The organism is Halobellus sp. MBLA0158 (genome assembly GCF_041477585.1).
Lineage (GTDB): Archaea > Halobacteriota > Halobacteria > Halobacteriales > Haloferacaceae > Haloquadratum > Haloquadratum rubicundus.
This window is the reverse complement of record NZ_JBGNYA010000001.1, coordinates 2456590-2474297: the sequence shown is the minus strand read 5'-3', so window position 1 is coordinate 2474297 and position 17708 is coordinate 2456590. Positions and strand designations below refer to the sequence as shown.

At 62.6% G+C, this 17708-nt stretch carries 17 protein-coding genes; 12 read left to right on the top strand and 5 right to left on the bottom strand.

Annotated features, from left to right (window positions below):
* The first annotated feature begins 123 nt into the window (after window positions 1-123).
* The 8 genes from OS889_RS12410 (at window position 124) to OS889_RS12375 (ending at window position 9368) form a co-directional block, all read left to right on the top strand.
* Window positions 124-1122: a metal-dependent hydrolase gene (locus tag OS889_RS12410; protein WP_372390189.1), complete on the top strand. Its 999-nt coding sequence runs from the start codon at window positions 124-126 to the stop codon at window positions 1120-1122.
* Window positions 1123-1762: 640 nt separating this feature from the next.
* Window positions 1763-2974 (top strand): glycosyltransferase family 2 protein, encoded by a 1212-nt coding sequence (locus OS889_RS12405; protein WP_372390188.1) that lies wholly within the window; start codon window positions 1763-1765, stop codon window positions 2972-2974.
* Window positions 2975-3083: 109 nt separating this feature from the next.
* Entirely contained in the window at window positions 3084-3632 is a 549-nt protein-coding gene (locus OS889_RS12400) for a DUF7504 family protein (RefSeq protein WP_372390187.1), read from the top strand.
* Window positions 3633-3832: 200 nt separating this feature from the next.
* The gene (gene aglF, locus OS889_RS12395) at window positions 3833-4582 is read left to right on the top strand and encodes a UTP--glucose-1-phosphate uridylyltransferase AglF (RefSeq protein WP_372390186.1); all 750 of its coding nucleotides are present in this window, start codon (window positions 3833-3835) and stop codon (window positions 4580-4582) included.
* Between the two features lie 129 nt (window positions 4583-4711).
* Window positions 4712-5722, top strand: a complete 1011-nt coding sequence (locus OS889_RS12390; protein ID WP_372390185.1) for a HEAT repeat domain-containing protein — start codon at window positions 4712-4714, stop codon at window positions 5720-5722.
* 117 nt (window positions 5723-5839) lie between these two features.
* Complete coding sequence (locus OS889_RS12385; RefSeq protein ID WP_372390184.1) at window positions 5840-6769, top strand: FAD-dependent oxidoreductase; 930 nt, start codon at window positions 5840-5842, stop codon at window positions 6767-6769.
* A gap of 110 nt (window positions 6770-6879) precedes the next feature.
* Window positions 6880-8106: an ABC transporter substrate-binding protein gene (locus OS889_RS12380; protein ID WP_372390183.1), complete on the top strand. Its 1227-nt coding sequence runs from the start codon at window positions 6880-6882 to the stop codon at window positions 8104-8106.
* 2 nt (window positions 8107-8108) lie between these two features.
* Window positions 8109-9368 carry an ABC transporter substrate-binding protein gene (locus OS889_RS12375; RefSeq protein ID WP_372390181.1) on the top strand — a complete coding sequence of 420 codons (1260 nt, stop codon included), beginning with the start codon at window positions 8109-8111 and terminating at the stop codon, window positions 9366-9368.
* 181 nt (window positions 9369-9549) lie between these two features.
* Here the strand turns inward: OS889_RS12375 and OS889_RS12370 are convergent, their stop codons facing one another.
* The 4 genes from OS889_RS12370 to OS889_RS12355 form a co-directional block, all read right to left on the bottom strand.
* A complete protein-coding gene (locus OS889_RS12370) occupies window positions 9550-10389 on the bottom strand; it encodes a DUF7847 domain-containing protein (protein ID WP_372390180.1) in 840 nt (279 codons plus the stop codon).
* Window positions 10390-10448: 59 nt separating this feature from the next.
* Window positions 10449-10901 carry an ArsR/SmtB family transcription factor gene (locus OS889_RS12365; RefSeq protein WP_372390179.1) on the bottom strand — a complete coding sequence of 151 codons (453 nt, stop codon included), beginning with the start codon at window positions 10899-10901 and terminating at the stop codon, window positions 10449-10451.
* An 84-nt stretch (window positions 10902-10985) separates the two neighbouring features.
* The gene (locus OS889_RS12360; RefSeq protein ID WP_372390178.1) at window positions 10986-11795 is read right to left on the bottom strand and encodes a DUF7847 domain-containing protein; all 810 of its coding nucleotides are present in this window, start codon (window positions 11793-11795) and stop codon (window positions 10986-10988) included.
* Window positions 11796-11988: 193 nt separating this feature from the next.
* Entirely contained in the window at window positions 11989-12816 is an 828-nt protein-coding gene (locus OS889_RS12355; protein ID WP_372390177.1) for a DUF6159 family protein, read from the bottom strand.
* Window positions 12817-13091: 275 nt separating this feature from the next.
* Here OS889_RS12355 and OS889_RS12350 point away from each other — a divergent pair, with 275 nt between their 5' ends.
* Together OS889_RS12350 and OS889_RS12345 are read left to right on the top strand one after the other, a co-directional pair.
* On the top strand, window positions 13092-14204 hold the full coding sequence (locus tag OS889_RS12350; RefSeq protein ID WP_372390176.1) for a peptidase: 1113 nt from the start codon (window positions 13092-13094) through the stop codon (window positions 14202-14204).
* Between the two features lie 293 nt (window positions 14205-14497).
* A complete protein-coding gene (locus OS889_RS12345; protein WP_372390175.1) occupies window positions 14498-15271 on the top strand; it encodes a CPBP family intramembrane glutamic endopeptidase in 774 nt (257 codons plus the stop codon).
* Window positions 15272-15364: 93 nt separating this feature from the next.
* On the opposite strand, the gene OS889_RS12340 is transcribed toward OS889_RS12345, so the two are convergent.
* Complete coding sequence (locus OS889_RS12340) at window positions 15365-16186, bottom strand: hypothetical protein (protein ID WP_372390174.1); 822 nt, start codon at window positions 16184-16186, stop codon at window positions 15365-15367.
* Between the two features lie 203 nt (window positions 16187-16389).
* Here OS889_RS12340 and OS889_RS12335 point away from each other — a divergent pair, with 203 nt between their 5' ends.
* Entirely contained in the window at window positions 16390-17016 is a 627-nt protein-coding gene (locus OS889_RS12335) for a PH domain-containing protein (RefSeq protein ID WP_372390172.1), read from the top strand.
* Complete coding sequence (locus OS889_RS12330; RefSeq protein WP_372390171.1) at window positions 17013-17543, top strand: PH domain-containing protein; 531 nt, start codon at window positions 17013-17015, stop codon at window positions 17541-17543. Before OS889_RS12335 ends, OS889_RS12330 begins: the two co-directional genes overlap by 4 nt.
* The last annotated feature ends 165 nt before the right edge of the window (window positions 17544-17708 follow it).

Here is a 17708-nt window from a genome sequence, read left to right as displayed (position 1 = left end):
TTCCGCATCGCGCTGCCGTCACTTAGTCGGTGGTGGCCTCGGCCGCCGAGTCGATCCCGGCGTGATATCACGGCTCGCAACGGGGCGAGTCGCTTATATTCGCTGAGCGCGGCAGTATTACGCGTGTTCGTCGGCCACGCGATGCTCGCGTTCGCCCTCGCGGCTCTGGCCGCAGAGTGGCGCGGCTGGCCGACGCGCCGCGCTCTGGCGGTCGGCGTCGCGGCCGGCGCCTTCGCGGCCCTGCCCGATATCGACGTCGCGTACGCCCTGTTCGCAGTTGACGGGTCCGCGGTCGTCGCCGCTGCCGACGCCGACGCGTTCTGGAGTGCGGCGAACCGCGTCCACCGCTCGATGACCCACTCGCTCGTCGTCGCGGCCGTCGTCGCCCCCGCCGTCGCGCTGGCGACGCTCCGCGCCGGCGAGGCCGGGCGCACGCGACTCGCCCGGAGCGTCGGCGTCGCGTTACTGATCGGCTTGGTCGGCGTCGCGCTGGCCGTGAGCGGCGCGCTCGGCGGCTTCGTGATGGGCGCGTTCGTCGTCGCCGGCGTCGTGCTCGCGGCCGCCGTGCGGCAGTACGCCGATCTCTCGCCGCGCGCACTGGCGGCCGCGGCAGTGATCGGTCTCGCCACTCACCCGTGGGGAGATCTGTTCACGGGCGAACCTCCGGAACTGCTGTATCCGTTTGGCCTGGCGGTGTTCGACGGGCGCGTGGCCCTGCACGCCGATCCGACGCTGCACCTCTTGGGGGCGTTCGCCGTCGAACTGGCGACGATCTGGCTCGCCGTCCTGGTCGTAGTGCGGCTTACCGACGGCTCCGTCGGCCCGGTCTTCGATCGGAGTGTCACCCTCGGTGCGGCGTACAGTGTTGCGCCGTTGCTGTTGGTCCCGCCGACGCTCGACGTGTCGTACCACTTCGTGTTCTCGATCCTGGCGGTCGGATTGGCCTGTGGCGCCGTCGCGTGGGCGCGGTCGTTGCTCGCATCGGACGGGGACGGGAATTTCCGCCGATTGTCGACGGGGCGGTCCCACCTTCTACGGGCCAGTCTCTCGTATGCAGTGATCGCACTGAGCGGCGTCACTATCGCGCTGTTCGGGTACACGGCGGTCTACATCACGCTCTAGCGTGTCAGCACTGCCGCTGTTCGATTTGCTCTCGAAAAATGTCCATCGGACGGCGCGCCGACGTTCGCTCGTGTACCCCTACCCGGGCGCCCGTCGGGGCGGCGTCCGTTAACCGTACGAGATGATTTGGCGAGGAAATTAAAAGTCTTGTGTAACTGACCCTCCTCGAACGCGGCGTGGGTAAGACATCAGTCGCACCGGATCTCATTGATTTGCCCGGTGGCTACGCGACGATGGTGAACGGTATCCTCAAATTCATTCTCGACAGCAGGTACTCGTTATGCTGACGTGACGCTATTCGCGGAGCGTAGCGATGTCGGCGCTTTCGAGTCACTACTGTCTAGAAGCGATCTATAGAGGACTGTTATGATCCCCTAGTATCGATTATACTCGTTATCTTCTCACGAGGAAAGTATTTTATGACCGAAATGTATCTACTTCGGTAGTGACACGCGAACCACAGGATCTGGAGTGTTCGCGGTCAAGTGGGGCGCCGCGTACGGTACCTCTTAGGGAGGCTCTCAGCCAGAATGGCGATGTTTCCTGTGGGTAGCGCGTCGGGAAGTCGCGCTATAGAGGGTCGCGGATTGCGGTGGGCCCTCCGTTCGGAACACACCGCACAGCGGGCAACGAGGCCACGATGACCTCTACACGAACCATCCAAGGAAACCAATCGATCGACGGGCCCGAGAGAGAGGGCGAAAGTCTCCTACTCGGCCCAGACAGTGACATCGCGCCGACGGTCAGCGTCGTGATGCCCACGATGAACGAAGAGGACGGCATCGCAGAGTGCATCCAACGGGTGCGGAACGCGGTACGGGAATCGGGATACCACACGGAGGTGATCATCAGCGACGACTCGACCGACCGGACGCCTGAGATCGCACGGGACCTGGGCGCGATCGTCGTCGAACCCGACGATCAGGGATACGGGTACGCCTATCGATACGCGTTCGAGCGGTGTCGCGGCGACTACATCATCATCGGCGACGCCGACACCACATACGACTTCGAGCAGTTCCCCAAACTTCTGGATCCGGTCGTCCGCGGAGACGCCGATATGGTGATGGGGAGCCGACTCGACGGCGAAATCAAAGAGGGCGCGATGCCGGCGTTGCACCAGTACGTCGGCAATCCGCTGCTCACCCGCTTCTTGAATCTCTTCTACGACGCCGGCGTCAGTGACGCGCACTCGGGATTCCGGGCGTTTCGAGCCGATATGCTGCCGGAGCTCGACCTCAGCACTACGGGAATGGAGTTCGCCTCCGAGATGATTATGGAAGCCGGCGCGCGCGACCTCACGATCGAGGAGATTCCCATCACCTACCACGAACGCGAAGGCGACGCGACGCTGGACAGTTTCCGGGACGGCTGGCGGCACGTCCGCTTTATGCTCCTGAACGCGCCGGGCTACCTGTTCTCGGTCCCTGGGGCCGTGATGGGCGCACTCGGCGTTATGGTGATGATGCTGGCGTTCCTTGATATCTCGATCTCGGGGGTCTCCTTCGGGATCCACTCGGCGATCGCGGGCTCGCTCTTCGTCCTCGTCGGCTATCAGGTCGGGAGCCTGAGCGTGTTTGCGACCGTCGCCAGCGATCCGATCCAGCGACCGAACGATCCGATCACCGACGCGCTCATCGAGCAACTGAACCTCGAACACATCGCGACTATCGGGCTCGTGATCTACACCGCCGGCCTCCTGTATGCCGGGTGGCTGGTCGTCCAGTGGGCACAGACTGGCTTCACCAGACTGCCGATGGTCGTCGGTGACGTGCTCGCGTTCACGGCCATCGTCCTCGGCATCCAGACCATCTTTAACGCGTTCTTCCTCAGCGCCGTGGCCGGAGAGTAGTCCCCCCAAGAATCGAACGGGACTTCTGACGACAGTCGCTGCCACGTTACTTGATAGCCAATCGAACAGTATATCTACCTAACACGTTCAACAGTCGGTAGTGAGATCAATGGCCGTCAACGACTTACAGGGTCCGGACGTGCGCCTGATCGAACGAACGCCGCTCCGGGGTGATTCCCAGGCCCTCGCCCAAATACTTCCCGCGCTGTCCCCAGAGACGTGGGCCTTCCACATCGATTATGTGTGGTCGCCTACCGCCAGACTTCAGCAGTGGTCCGACCACGCGGAGGAGGGCCCGGCCGAAATCGGGATCGTCCACACCGGCTACGCCGTGCCCGACGCTGGCGCTATCGGCGACGTCAGTGACTCGCTCGGCTTCTCGACGACGTTTTCGTACGTCTCCGAGCCCGGCGATCTGGTCCAGATCGGCCTGGAACTGGTCAAATTCTTCAAACGAGTCCCCCAGAACGCTCCGGCGGTCGTCAGCGTCGATTCGATCTCCTTGATGCTTCAGTACGCTTCGGTGGATGACGTCTGTCGCTTCGTCGATCGAAGCCAGGACATCATCGCCGCACGGGACGCCGTCGCGCGCTATTACTTCACACCGGAGGCGCACGACTCGGAGACCGTCGAGCGGATCCGATCGCGGTTTTCATAGGTTCCATTCCCGTTCATTATATCCACTTTCTCGTCAGGTCTCCGAAAAGAGCCAACGACGAGCCGACGTATCTCAGTCTCGAACACAGGATGTGACTAACTGGTACGGATCCGTAGAATATTCGAATATCGAACCTCTCAGAGACGACAGCCGTCTGAGTGAAAAAAGATATCACGATAGGTCGCAATCGGTCGTGTACAATGAAAGCCGTAGTGCTGGCGGCCGGCGAGGGAACGCGGCTCCGGCCCCTGACGGAGGACAAGCCCAAAGGGCTAGTCGAGGTCGCGGGACGACCTATCTTGACACACTGCTTCGATCAGCTCGTCGAGTTAGGGGCCGACGAACTGGTGGTCGTCGTGGGCTACCTGAAACAGAGAATCATCGAACACTACGGCGACGAGTACGAAGGCGTCCCGATCACGTACGCACACCAGCGCGAACAGAAGGGACTGGCACACGCGCTTCTGACCGTCGAAGAGCACATCGACGACGACTTTATGCTGATGCTCGGGGACAACATCTTCCAGGCGAACTTGGAGGACGTCGTTCGACGCCAGCGCGAGGATCGGGCCGATGCGGCGTTCCTCGTCGAGGAGGTGCCCTGGGAAGATGCAAGCCGATACGGCGTCTGTGATACGAACAAATACGGCGAGATCACCGACGTGGTCGAAAAGCCCGAGGATCCGCCATCGAATCTAGTGATGACTGGCTTCTATACGTTCACGCCGGCGATTTTCCACGCGTGTCATCTGGTGCAACCCTCGAATCGGGGCGAGTACGAGATCTCGGAGGCGATCGACCTGTTGATTCAGAGCGGACGGACGATCGACGCGATTCGGCTGGACGGCTGGCGCGTGGACGTCGGCTATCCCGAGGACCGAGAGAAGGCCGAAGCGTTGTTGGAGGAAGGAGGCGAGGACCTCGATTCCCAGAACGCGGTCGAATCCTAACGACCTCGATTCGTTCTTTTTCGATGCGTCGTTCTTCGATGGATACCCCGTAGAGATCCCCCGGGTTGGGTGGAACCACCGGATTGAAGCGACCCGTCGTGGAAGTCAATCCCATACCCAATTACGTCGATGAGTGATCCAGACCAGCCACCAACGCCCGACCGCCTGAGGACCGTTCTCGAGGAAGCGAACCACGAGAAGGCGGCCACGTGTCTCGATCGGCTCGGTACGGCTGACGCTGAAACTCGCAAGCACGCGTTGCGGGCGGCTCGGGAGATAGCTGAAGAGCGGCCACACTCCTTCCAGGACCTCGCCGACCAGTGTTCGGCGTTCTTGACCGATGATGACCGCGCTGTCAGGCTGACGGCGGCGAAACTGTTCGTCGCGTTGAGCGCGTCGGAGCCGGCGGTCGTCCTCTCCGCTGTCGACGCGCTCGCTGGGCGTCTTGCGGACGAGGACGAGTTCTACTTCGTCCGGGCGCGTTGCGCCGAGGCGCTCGGATACGTCGCGATCGAGGCGCCCGACGAAGTCGCCGACCCGGAGACGCTCGCCGACCTCCGTCTCGGACTGGCGTTCGACGAACCGGAGGTCAAAGAGAAGCTCGCGAAGGCACTGGCACACGTGGCGCTCGGCGATCCGAATCGACTCCGCCACCACGCGTCCTCGCTCGCCGAACACCTCGATGACGAGGCCGAACTCGTCCGGTATTATCTCTGTACGGCCCTGGTCGTTGTCGGGTGTGCATATCCTGATAAACTGGCCGGAGCAGCGGGACCGCTCCAAGCGCGACTCGACGATGCGAACCCGTACGTGGTGGGGCGAGCGGCCGAAGCGATCGGGTTACTCGCAACGTCCCCGGTGAGCGTTGAGTGGGACCGATCTCTCGACGATATCGAGACCGACCACGAGGACCCACCGGCCTTCTTGATCGACCGGCTGTCGTTCTGCCGACAGCAGCTCGCTCCCGAGCAGTCCGGCGAGGCTCCCGACGAGGTGGGCACGATCGCATCGATCCGAGACGAGATCGACGACGTGGTCGAGGAAATGACTGCCTCGGACGACGGGTCGTGTCCGCACTGCGGGCTCGATCTGCCCGAGGGGGGACCACCGATGTGTCCGCAGTGCGGGGCGCCCCGCTAATTTCGGCCGTTATACGTTCCGGAACGCTTTTGATTATTTAGGTTGGCCTAAAAATATGGCCGAATTCCAGTCTGACCGCCAGCGCATCCGCAGTATCAGTAGAGTCGCCACCTGGATATGAGCCGAACGGACCTCGAACCAACACACGAGTGCGACCGCGACGTGGTCGTCGTCGGCGGAGGACCGGCGGGCTGTTCGGCGGGCATATTCTGCGCCCGCTACGGGCTCGATACGGTCATCTTCGATTGCGGACGGTCCTCGATCCAACGGTGTGCCCACCTCGAGAACTACCTCGGCTTCCCGGCGGGCATCGACATCGAGACGCTGTACGAGCTGATGCACGACCACGCAGCGGAGACGGGCTGTGAGATCGTTCCCGACCTCGTCGAGTCGGTCGAGCGCGTCGACGACGCCGAGGGACTTCTCGTCGAACCGCAGGAGGGCGACGTCCTCACGGCTCGGCGCGTCGTCGCCGCGACGCGCTACGATGGTGAGTATCTGCGCGGCCTCGACGACGACGCGGCGATGTTCGAGGAATACGAACACGACGGCGAGACACGCGAGACCTTCGACGGCGACTACGCCGACCACGACGGCACGACCCCCGTCGAGGGACTATACGTCGCCTCACCGTCGAGTGAAGCCGACAGACAGGCCATTGTGGCTGCCGGACGCGGGGCCCGCGTCGGGCTTCGGGTGATCGAGGACCTCCGCAAAGAACGCGGCTATCCAGAGAGGGTCGCCGACCATTACGACTGGATGCGGGAGGAGTCCACGCTCGACGGCGAGTGGAGGGATCGTGACCGGTGGCGCGAGTGGTTCGACGAGCGGCTCCCTGCCGATCACGACTTAGACGAGGACCGTCGCGTCGCGTTGCGAGAGCGAGATATCGACCGGCGGTTCGAGACGTACCTCTCGGAGGACCAGATCGCGGCGCGTGGTCTGCGCGGACAGCGGCGCTTGCTCGATCACATCGACGACGACCTCATCCTCGATGCGGCGCGCGAGATCGAGGCCGAACGTCACTCGAACGAGGCGGACAACTGACCCTCGTGATACTCGATGCGTGCCTCACCAGATTCGGGGAGTCGCTTCGAGCGATAATTTAGGCAATCCTAAAACCGGAACCACTAAATTTTTTAGGCTAGCCTAAAAGTATGTCAGACGACTCCGACGGCCAGGCGGCACCGACGCGGCGAGAGTACGTGAAGTTCGGAGGGGCAGTCATCGGCGGCGGATTACTCGCCGGGTGTACGGGCGGCTCTGGGACCGAGCCGACGCCGTCCGAGGCGAGCACAGAAGACGGGTTCGAGTCGGAATCGACGACGGAGACGGCAGCGGACGAGGGAGGCTACTCGGTGAGGATGGCTCCGATGGGGGAGGTCACGTTCGACGCCGTACCCGAGACGGCGGTCATTTTCGACGACGTGTGGGCGGACCACCTCGTGGCCATCGGACAGCAAGATCGGCTCATCGCGTCTGGCCGTCCCGGCGGGTACTTCACGGGGTTCTACGACGAACTCCCGGGCGTCGAGTTCGATACGGACGACCTCACCGGTCTGTGGAGCGACGGCCTCCCGAAGGAACTGTTCTACGAACTGGACGCCGACATCCACCACCTCGACCCGTGCCGGTGGCTCTCCTTCGACTCCGGGTGGGACGAGGGAGACTTCGAGGAGGTGGCGGACAACGTCGCGCCCTTCTTCGCCAACCGATTCAGTCGGGCGCACAGCCAGCCACCCGAGGGCGAGTGCCGGGAGGCGTATCAGTACTACTCCCTGTGGGAGCTCGCGGAGAAGATCAGCCAGGTCTACCGGGTGGCGAACCGCGGAGCGAAGCTCCGGGAGGTCCACGACGGGATGGTCACAGAGATCCAGGAGCGGCTCCCGCCCCGGAGCGAGCGGCCGACCGTCGCGCTGGTCGTGTACAACCCGAGCGAGAGATCCTTCGGGACGTACGAGATCAACGGCCCCGGATTCGCGAAAGCGCACTACCGCCCGCTGGAGCCCAACGGCGCGTTCGCTGACAGCGACAAGACGTACGCGCGGAACTACAGCGCGATCGACCTCGAAGAGATGCTCGAAATCGACCCGGACGTGATCATCCACCACTGGGATATCGAGCCCTCCGAACGGTTCGACGCGTTGCTCGCGCTGGAGGACCATCCGGTCGGCAAAGAGCTCACCGCGATTCAGAACGACCGCGTGTACGTCGGCGGGACGCCGATGCAGGGCCCGATTTTCAATCTCTTCCAACTGGAGAACGCGGCACAGCAAATTTACCCCGACGCCTTCGGGGAGTTCCAAGGCGCGACAGAGACGCCGGAAAGCCAGCAGCTGTTCGATCGGCAGCGCGTTGCGGACATCATCAACGGAGAAATCTGAGTATGAGCGACGGCGACGCCAATTCGAATCACGCACCGACGCGACGTGACTATATGAAGTACGGCGCGGCAGTCGTCGGCAGTGGACTGATCGCTGGGTGTTCGAGTCAGTCTGAATCCGAATCCGAATCCGAGGCGACACCGGCGACGAACACAGCGTCCGCGACTCCCGAGACTGAGGCGACGGCCGACACCACGACCGAGGCTGGAGCCGGCGACGGCTACACCGTGTCGATGGCGCCGATGGGCGAAGTCGAGTTCGAGGCCGTTCCGGAGTCGGTCTACACCGGGCTCCCGTATGGCGCGGATATGGCCATCGCGTCCGGGGCCGCCGACGCCATCAATTCGATCTACTATCCGGACTACCACGGGACGCTGATGAACCACTTCTACGACCGGCTGGACGGCGTCAGCTTCGAGTACGAAGGGCTGACCGACTCGTGGAACCTCGGCAAGGAGGGATTCTACGAACTCGACAGCGACGTCCACCTCTCGGATCCGGCGTACGCGTCGACCCTGGAGACCCTCAGCCGGGACGACGTGGTAGAGATCCGGACCCAAATCGGGCCGTGGTTCGGCAACTACTACAGCGACCGTCGACGCGATCCACCGGAAGCGTGGGCCGAGGACTACGAGTACTACTCGCTGTGGGGGATCTACGAGCGCGCCGCGCAAGTGTTCCGTGCCGGCGACCGTGCGCGTGCGCTTCGGGAGATTCACTCGTCGATGCGGTCCGAGATCGAAGCAGGGCTGCCCCCGGAAAGCGAACGCCCCTCGGTCGCGTTGACGTTCAAGGGGCAGGACGACACGTTCTGGGTGTATCATCTCAACGCCGACGGATTCCTGAACGCCCACACCCAGCCACTCGGCGCCATCGACGCCTTCGGCGACACCGAGTTCGAGGGGCCGCAGACCCAGGTCGACTACGAGGCGATGCTCGACGCAGATCCGGACGTGGTCCTCGTGCTGTTCACGCTGGCATCGAGCTACAGCATCGCAGACATCCGTGCAGGGCTGGAAGCCGACGCCGTCGCATCGGAGCTCAGTGCGGTTCGGAACGGCGAGGTGTACGCCCAGGGCGCACGCTACCAGGGGCCGATTATGAACCTCTTCCAACTGGAGATGACGGCCAAACAGCTCTATCCGGACCAGTTCGGCGAGTGGCCGGGCTACGTCGACGGGAATCCCTATCCCGAAATTCCGGCCGACGAACAGCTGTTCGACCGCCAGCGCGTGGCCGATATCGTCAACGGGAACCTTTGAGCAGCCCCGCCAAGACGATCAGTCCACGCAACACCTCGAAGAGGCGTCACGTATGCGGTCGAGTAGGATCTCGGCTGCACGGGTGGCCTTCAACTGCTTGAATGATGGCTGGGATGGGTGAGTCTAAGTCGACGTGAAGGACCGGTGCAGATCGCAGATCCCTCCCTCCTCTGGGAAGTCGTCACGAAACGACGCCCTGGACGTAGATGTGCGCGTACGCACTTGCCCAGACGATCGAGAGAAGTTCACTGACGCTTGATGAGACCCCACGTAGTACGGGTTCCATCGGAGTCACCCCCGTCCCCACTTCGGGTAGGACTGTTGGCAGGTAGAGACTGAGCGCACTCCCGATCGCGATCGCGACGAGGAGCAGGAACTTCCCGCGGTAGTTCGTCGTGATGCGCCAGCTCACCCGTAGTGATTCGATCGGGCCGTACTCCCCGATGACGCACGCCTCGGGGGCGAACCAGAATTTGAAAATGAGCAGCAGAAACGGTACTACGAAAAAAATTCCACCGACGGCTGCAACGAGGGGAAATCCGACCGCTTCCACCGGGTTGACCGGAAGAACGCCGGCCAGAAGCACGAGTGGCAGCGACAGGAAGAATGGAATCATCATCACGGAACATACGACGAGCAGGACGAGACCGACTAACGCCGGTGTCCGGGCACCGCTTCGACGCAGCCCTTCACGTATCGTGACTGCCTCGCCGGTCAGTTCGCCGGCGACGATCGTGCCCACGTAGGCGCGAATCGAGATGATAAACGCGAACGCCGTCACGGCTTCGACCACGCCGACTGCGGGCGTCGGGAGTGCGGTGACGGCGTCCGTTTCGAGGAGTCGATTAGCGAGGATGATCACGCCGGCGAAGACGACGATCGACGGGTACGACCGAAACAAGCCAATAGACCAGACGAGAGCGTCGAGGACGGTCCGATTGGTGGTGGTCGTCTCGACGTTCCGGCATTCGAGGCACCCACACCCGTCGACGTCGTCTCGGATCTTGATCGTCGGTACCACGTCACACGACGTTGTCTCGTCGACGGTAGAAGCTCTTCGAATCGGTGTCTCGGTACGACTCATTCCCCAGTGATGAAGTGCGAGACCGATTCACCAGCGGCAAGCAGGATCGATGGTGGCCCCAGGAGCGAGGCGAAGGACTTGAACGCGCGTTTGAGGCTCGGTCGGTCGTCCTCGGTGCCGAGAAAGAGCAGCGTCGGATCTTCAGAGACGACGTACACGCTCATCTCGCGACCCTTCTCCGAGTAGCACGTGTCGGTGACTTCGATCACGCCGGCCGATTCGAGGTTCCGCAGGTGGTAGTGAACGTTCTGGACGCTCTGGTCGAGGTCCTCGGCGATCCGCGCCGGCGTCGCCGGCGTTTCGTTGAGCAACTGGAAGATCTCGTAGGCGGTCTCCGACGACAGCGCTTCGATCACGTCCCTCGTCGCCTCGTCGTCGAGACTCAACACGGCAGGGGTGTCGCTTCGTTCCACTGTTGCGTCCGTTTGGGTTGGCAGGAGTCGTGGCATCGGTGTGTTTGGTGCTTTGGGGGCTGTGAGTCGGCGCTGATTAGTGACTCTTCGAGACCATCGTACGTAGTTGTTAGTGAGTAATCATACTGATTCGGTCGTGATGGGTGAGATGGCGATCAAGCGCAGGTAGTACGCCGTATACACGGTATAAAAGTACGCGAAGCCGACCGCCGACAGGACGACTCCGATCGGGAGTAGGACGACGGTCGGAATCCCGCGGCCGATCGGTAATACGGCCGTCACCCCCGCATCCGTCAGCAGCAATTGCAGCACGTACTCGGGGACGAGGAAGCCGTTCATCAGCACGAGCCACGCTAGCGAGAATCCGGCTACGCTTTTGAGGTTCGAGCGGACGAGCCCGACACTTCTGCGGAACGAGTCAACGACGCCCTGGTCTTCGATGACGATCGCGGCATCGTAAAACTGGACGAACATTATGACGGCAAGGACGGCCACCAGCCAGAGGAGTAGCGAGACGACGCCGGCGGCGAAGGCGGCCATTTCGTGAATCGCTCCGAGGGCGATCGATCCGATTCCGAGAACGAGTCCAGCGAACCCGAGCCCGAAGACCGTTCCGAGAACGAGAAGCACGAACGCCACAGTGCCGAGTAGCAGCGTGAGATAATGCGTCCGTCCGGCAGTAACGAACTGAGAGACCGAGGCGTCTGTCCCTTCGACGGCGGCGCGGGCGGTTCCGAGGAAGCCACCGAGTACGAACGGGAACACGACCAGCCACGCGAGCGATGCGCCTGCGGAGACCACCGGTGAATCGGTCAGGTGCTCGACGTACTGGAGTTGGCTTCCGACCCCCACGAGGAGACCGGCGACGAGCAGGATCGGATTCGATCGGAGGGCAGTGTATCCGTCTTTGAACGCGGAGACGAGGACCATCGCATCTCCCACTTACCGGTGTCACATATTAGATCGACTGGAGTATCAAAACCAGATTTAATCTATTTAGGGCCTGTATCGGATCCTTGTCCAAAAACCAATTCGTCAGGGTGTGCGAGCCATCCGATCCCGCCGTCCCAGCGATCGACGATCTCGTACTCTGCGGAGGAGCGACGGTCGTAGATCGGCATCGTCAGCCGTCGGGAAAGACCGCGTCCGGGTCCCGAGCGTCGAACGGGCCGACTTGCGCACCCGTCGTCGCGTAGCGATACAGCGCGGTCCGGACGACCGCGGACACCGTCTGCGAACCGACAATAGCCGCAACGACGATCCCGCCGCCAGCGACGAGCGCGCCGGCGGCGACCGCGCCATCGAGAGCGAAGTAGCCAGCCGCAGCCAGCGCGACGCCGGGGAGCGCAACGAGCAGGAAGGCGAAACTCACCCCGAGCGTGGCGGAGACGCTTTCGCCCCACGTATCCCGGAAGAGCGACCCGCTCCGGCGGAGTTGCCGACGCAGGCTCCGTCGCTCGTCGAGGACGATGACCGGCACGATGAAGAACGTCAGGAGCGCCCACGCGAGATCGAACACCATCCGCGTCAGGCTTCCGACCACGCCGAACTTCTCATCGAGGATGTACAAGACCGTCCCGAGCGTGGCAGCGGTGACTGCCCACAGGGCGATCTGCCGGCGCGCGCCCCACGCCGCAGCGAGACCATCCCGAACCGATGTCGGGTTCCCGTCGAACAGTTGCGCCGCGCAGTGTACCACCGCGGCGTTGAAAAACGTCGCCACGCTCGAGGAGATCGCGATCGCACAGAACAACGCGCCGTACTTGTAGAGGTCGTTGGTCAGCAGCGACGCGACGAGGCCTCGCTGGACGACGATCGCGCCGAGGACGGCGAAGGCACTCCCGACAGCGAGCAGGCTCAACGCCGGAAGGACCAGAAGCGTCGGTCGCTGGGTGAAGATGCGGAGGCTGTCGCGGGTGATCTCGAATCCGCGTCGGTATTTCGAGGTCATCCCGACTGACCTCCAGTCGAGTGGTCACGAACAAGCCGGGGAGTGTCGCACATCGAGCGTGCTACCGGACCACAAGTCGCTCGGTGTCTGCCACTTCCCGTGAGTGGAGGCGAGGTGTGTCGTCGAGTGGTGGAGGGCATAGGAAGTAGTTCGGTCAGTGATGTATTAAAAATCCGGGAGAGTGAAAACTGCATCTGTCCGACCGACGCGATCCTCAGTCGGCGTTTCGCCGTACGACGCGATGATTTTAGTGCGTGTTTCGGCAACACGCAGCTATGGCTGCCCTCCAAACGACGCCGCCCTCAGTCAGTGTTGCGATTGCCGCGCTCGTGGGACTCGCGATCGTCGGCGGTCTCCTCGGAGCGACCGGGAGTGCTGTCGTTCGCCGCCTCGGGAACCCCGTCGGAAAGTACCGACTGCTGTACGCAGCCGTCCTCTTCCCGTACACGCTGCTCGCCTACGCCGTGTTCGCCCTCACCGGGTTCGGCGCCGCCGTCCTCACACCGCTGCCCGCCGCTCCGGGCATTGTGACAGGAGTTCTCGCTGATTTCGTCACGTTCCTCGCGGCCGGGTGTGTCTGGATCGTCTCGTATCTCCCCACGGTACGGGGCATCCGGGACGTGCGCGACGTCGACCTCGCCACCAGTACGTCGATCTGGAAGATGACGCGGTACGTGATCGGCGTCAGCGCGCTTCTCACCGTCGTGCTGGCTCCACTCCAAGTCCTCACGATCGAGTCCTCACCGCTCGTCCTTGCCGTCGGGATCGCAGCGCTCCTGGTCGGGATGCTGTACGCGGCACCGTGGGTGATTGCTGTCCTTCGCTCGACGTCGAAGCCAACGGGGGACACTGCAGATCGAGTGGCGCGACTCTGCGACCGCGCCGGACTCACCGTTCGAGACGTACGGCTTCTCGACACCGAGAACGAGGAGAGAGCGGAAACGCTCGTCCGCGGGCCGCCGACCTACCGGCGGCTCTTCGTGACGAGCACGTTTCTCGACGCTTTCGACGACGAGACCGCCGCAGCGCTGCTAGCGATTGAAGCCGGGAAACTTCGAACCCACGTCTTCGAGATCAGGGTCGGGACGGTTCTCGTGGCCGGCATCTCTCTGACCGCGTCCGTCAGCGGCATCGGCCCCCGGTGGCCGTTACTCGGGCTCGCACTCGGATCGATCGTCGTCGGCTTTTGGCTCGCCCGACGGCAAATTCGTGCCGCAGACGAGTACGCTGCCGAGCAGGTCGGACGGGTGACCGTTGCCGATGCGCTCTCCGAGTACGCCGACGCGCATACCCTGGAGCCAACACGACGGCGCATTCCGAATCCGCTCTCGGTCAAGGTCGCGCTCGGGGATCGTATCGACCGGCTTCGCACAGCTCCCGACTCGTGACCCACGGCCAGCGGCTCCAGACTGTCTAAAACCAATTTTTCAGTCTGAGGTACACTTTTCTCGCTCCTATTCGAGTCGTGGATGTGCCCTCCCAACAAGCCGTACCCGACCACCCGTCCCGCGGTGGATACGAGATATCGCGCGAAATCACCCTGCATTCCTGATCGCTACGGAGCAACTATGTCAGCCCTCCACTCCCCGACGTCAGGCCTTGACCACCGGGACTGGTCGCCGTCCCTCCGTAGGCAGCGCCTCTCGAACGGCTCGGCCGTCGTATCGAGGCGTGATTCGCCGTGAGCCTTTCGTCCGACCTTTCGGTCGCGTTGGAGACGAGACGCGGACGCCAGGCTCGTGCGGTCGTCGCTGGACTCGGAATCACCGTCGGCGCGCTGCTCGCCGGACTCATCGGCGTCATCTCGACGAACGGTCTCGTGTCGATACTCGATCTCGCTGCGTCACCTGTCGTTCGGGTGCTCCAGGGGAACTACATCCAAGTCGGCTTCGCCGGCTTCGCCGCTGCGTACCTGGCGTGGCAGGGGGACTGGGAGCGGTACGTGAAGGTCCGCCGGCCGACACTCGAAGACGTCGGCTGGATCATCGGGCTGCCGCTCCTCTTTGCGGCCCAGGGAGTCGTGCTCCCACCGGTGTTAGCTGCGGTCGGACTTCCCCATCCACAGCCGGGAACCGGGATGGAAGAACTCGCCTTGGAGACCCGGCCCCTGCTCTGGCCGGTCGCGTTCGTTGGGATGTATCTGTTCGCTGCACCGGCGGAAGAGCTCGTCTACCGGGGACTCATTCAAGGTCGGCTTCGCGCCGCCTTCGACACGCTGGGCGTCGTGGTTTTTGCCGGCCTGTTGTTCGGTGTGCTGCATTTCCTCGTCGGACTGATGACCCAGGGCGTGAGTTTCGGCGGCAGCCTCTACTGGGGGATCGATACGATACTTCCGGGGTTAGCGTGGGGCTACGCGTACGAACGCACGGAGAACCTCGCGGTCACGGCGGTCACACACGCGATGGTTTGGACCGTCTCAGTCCACGAGATACTGCTCCACGTACTTCCGATATAGCAGATGTCGGTTTTCAGGGTGACACAGAAAGTCCCTCGTCTCCGTGTGCCGCGCCTCCAGATCGCATTGCTGAGCAACTGACATCGGCGCGTTTCATCCAATTCCCAGTCCGCTTACCAACGCGAGGCTGGCGATGACCGCACATCCACCCGCGGCCAGTCCGTACTTCAGGCTCTGCCGACGAAGCCTCCCGCCGAATGCATCAAACCCCTGATCGGAAAGTACCAGCGGCGTCTCGTCGCTGCCTTGGAGCACGGGAGTGCCCTGCTCGACCGTGACTTCCCCGCAGACGGCCAGCGTCTCGCCGTCGAGGATCGCTTTCGCCTCAACGTACTCGTCGTCTAGGCTCTCGTCGGCGGCGTCTGCATCGAAGCCGTCCACTTCGGCAACGGGGTTGACGATCCAGTGGTCCTCCAGGTGGATGTACTGGGACCTCCAGCTCCGCTTCGACAGCCGAGTCGTTACCGTCCAGTCCGGAGACGCGGTCGTGATGTCGTCGCTGTCGTGGGTCTCGGCTAGCCAGTCCGTGTCGATCCGAATCTCGCGACGACCGTCGTCGACGGCAAACGTTCCAGACTCAATCCCGGACGCATACGTGATCATATTCGTATCCGCTCCGGACTCGTCGGCATCGAGATTGTAATTATACGACTCGGATTCCTTGAGTCGCCACACGTATGCACCGATCGGGCCCTCCGCGTCAATCTCAAAAAGATCACTTAGCGGCGGTGAGTCCCTGACGTTTACTGTTCCTTCTATGGCGACTGTCTCGCCATCGACGAGCGTTGATGGAATCCCGTCTTCGGATGCCGCCATCGATTGGTAAAGCATCCCGGCAGTGATCGCTCGGTAGCCGAACCACAAGGAGCAAACAAATAGAATCACCCCGAAGATCGTCCTTACCGCCGCAACCATATTCGTCTGCACCGCTTGGAGTTACCTTATACATCGGGGACGACCTCTTCAGAGAGGCCACATACCGTCCGGTTCTCATCGCTCGTTGGGAACGAAATCGGATCGTAGTAGCGACCGTTGCTCGGCCGCTCAGCGGAGATCCCGCTTCGATCGCTACTTCGCAAGCCGCTATGGTTTTGTGACTCGGCTATGTTCCTGGACATATGTCCGATGCCGCCCTCCAGGACACGCCGAAGCCCGATTCGGCTGATACAGGTGACCTCGACCTCGACTGGCTCACACTCGAGGATGGCGAATCGATTCAATGGGCGAGTACGCCCCACAAGTACAGTATCGTTCCTGCGTTCATCATCGGGATCCCGCTCTCGCTGGTCCTCGTTGGGATTCCGATCCTCGTCGGTTCGTACCTCCAGTACACGAACACGAACTACGTCGTCACGAACCGCGGGCTCTACAGCAAGCGCGGGATCCTCTCGCGGGACGTACAACAGATCGGCTTCGACAAGGTGCAGAACATCTCCTACTCGCAGTCGGCCCTCGGTTCGTCGTTCGGCTACGGCTCGGTCGATGTCAGCACAGCCGGTGGGTCGGGCGTCGAACTCAAGTTTCGCAGCATCCCGGATCCGGCGTCGGTGCAGGAACTGATCGCAAGGGAGGTCGACGACCGAGAGCAAGGCGACACGGATGCGGGAGCCCACGCCGACGACGTACTGGACGAGATTCTCCACGAACTCCGGGCGATCCGTCGGGAACTGAGCGACGACGAGGGTGACACCTCAGTTGCCGGGGTACAGAACTCCGGTGACGGATCAGCCACTGAGGAGCGATGAGCGACGACTGGTGGTTCCGCCGCGGCGACGAGAGCATCGTCTGGGCAGGACAGCCACGTATTTCGGCTGCGCTCCCTGGTGTCGGTGTCGGGGTCGTGGTGTGCGCTCTCGCGGCCGCAGCGACGGTGTTCGCGGACCCACGAGCGGTCGTCGGCGTCGTCCCCGGTATCGGCCTGATAGCGTGGGCTCTCCTCCGAGTGAAACGTACCGAGTACCTGCTCACGACGCGGGCGCTCTGGCTGAAACGCGGCGTGGCCGGTCGCACCGTCCGCCGAGTCGGACTGCAGAAAGTCCAGAACACGGGGTATAGTCGATCCATCACCGGATCGGCTTTCGGGTACGGGACCGTCACCGTTGAAGTCGCGGGCGGGGATGATCTGCAGTTTCGGCGGATCGACGATCCGGAGTCCGTACAGACAGCGATTATGGACCGGACCGCAAGCGCCGACGAAAGAGTCCCTGGGTCGGCTGCACAGTGGCGATCAATCCTCTCTGTCGTCCGCGAGATCCGTGCCGGGATCGAGTGAGTCGGAGCCGAGTGATTTCTGCATCTTAAACGACGAATTCCGAGACATTGACTCTAGCGTTGTGGTAGCTATTCACGAGACTAGTATTGATACGTAGGATGATCATTGGTACAGTGATGATTTCATCTATCTTGAATGTTAAGCGGAGACGAATCCATCTTCGAC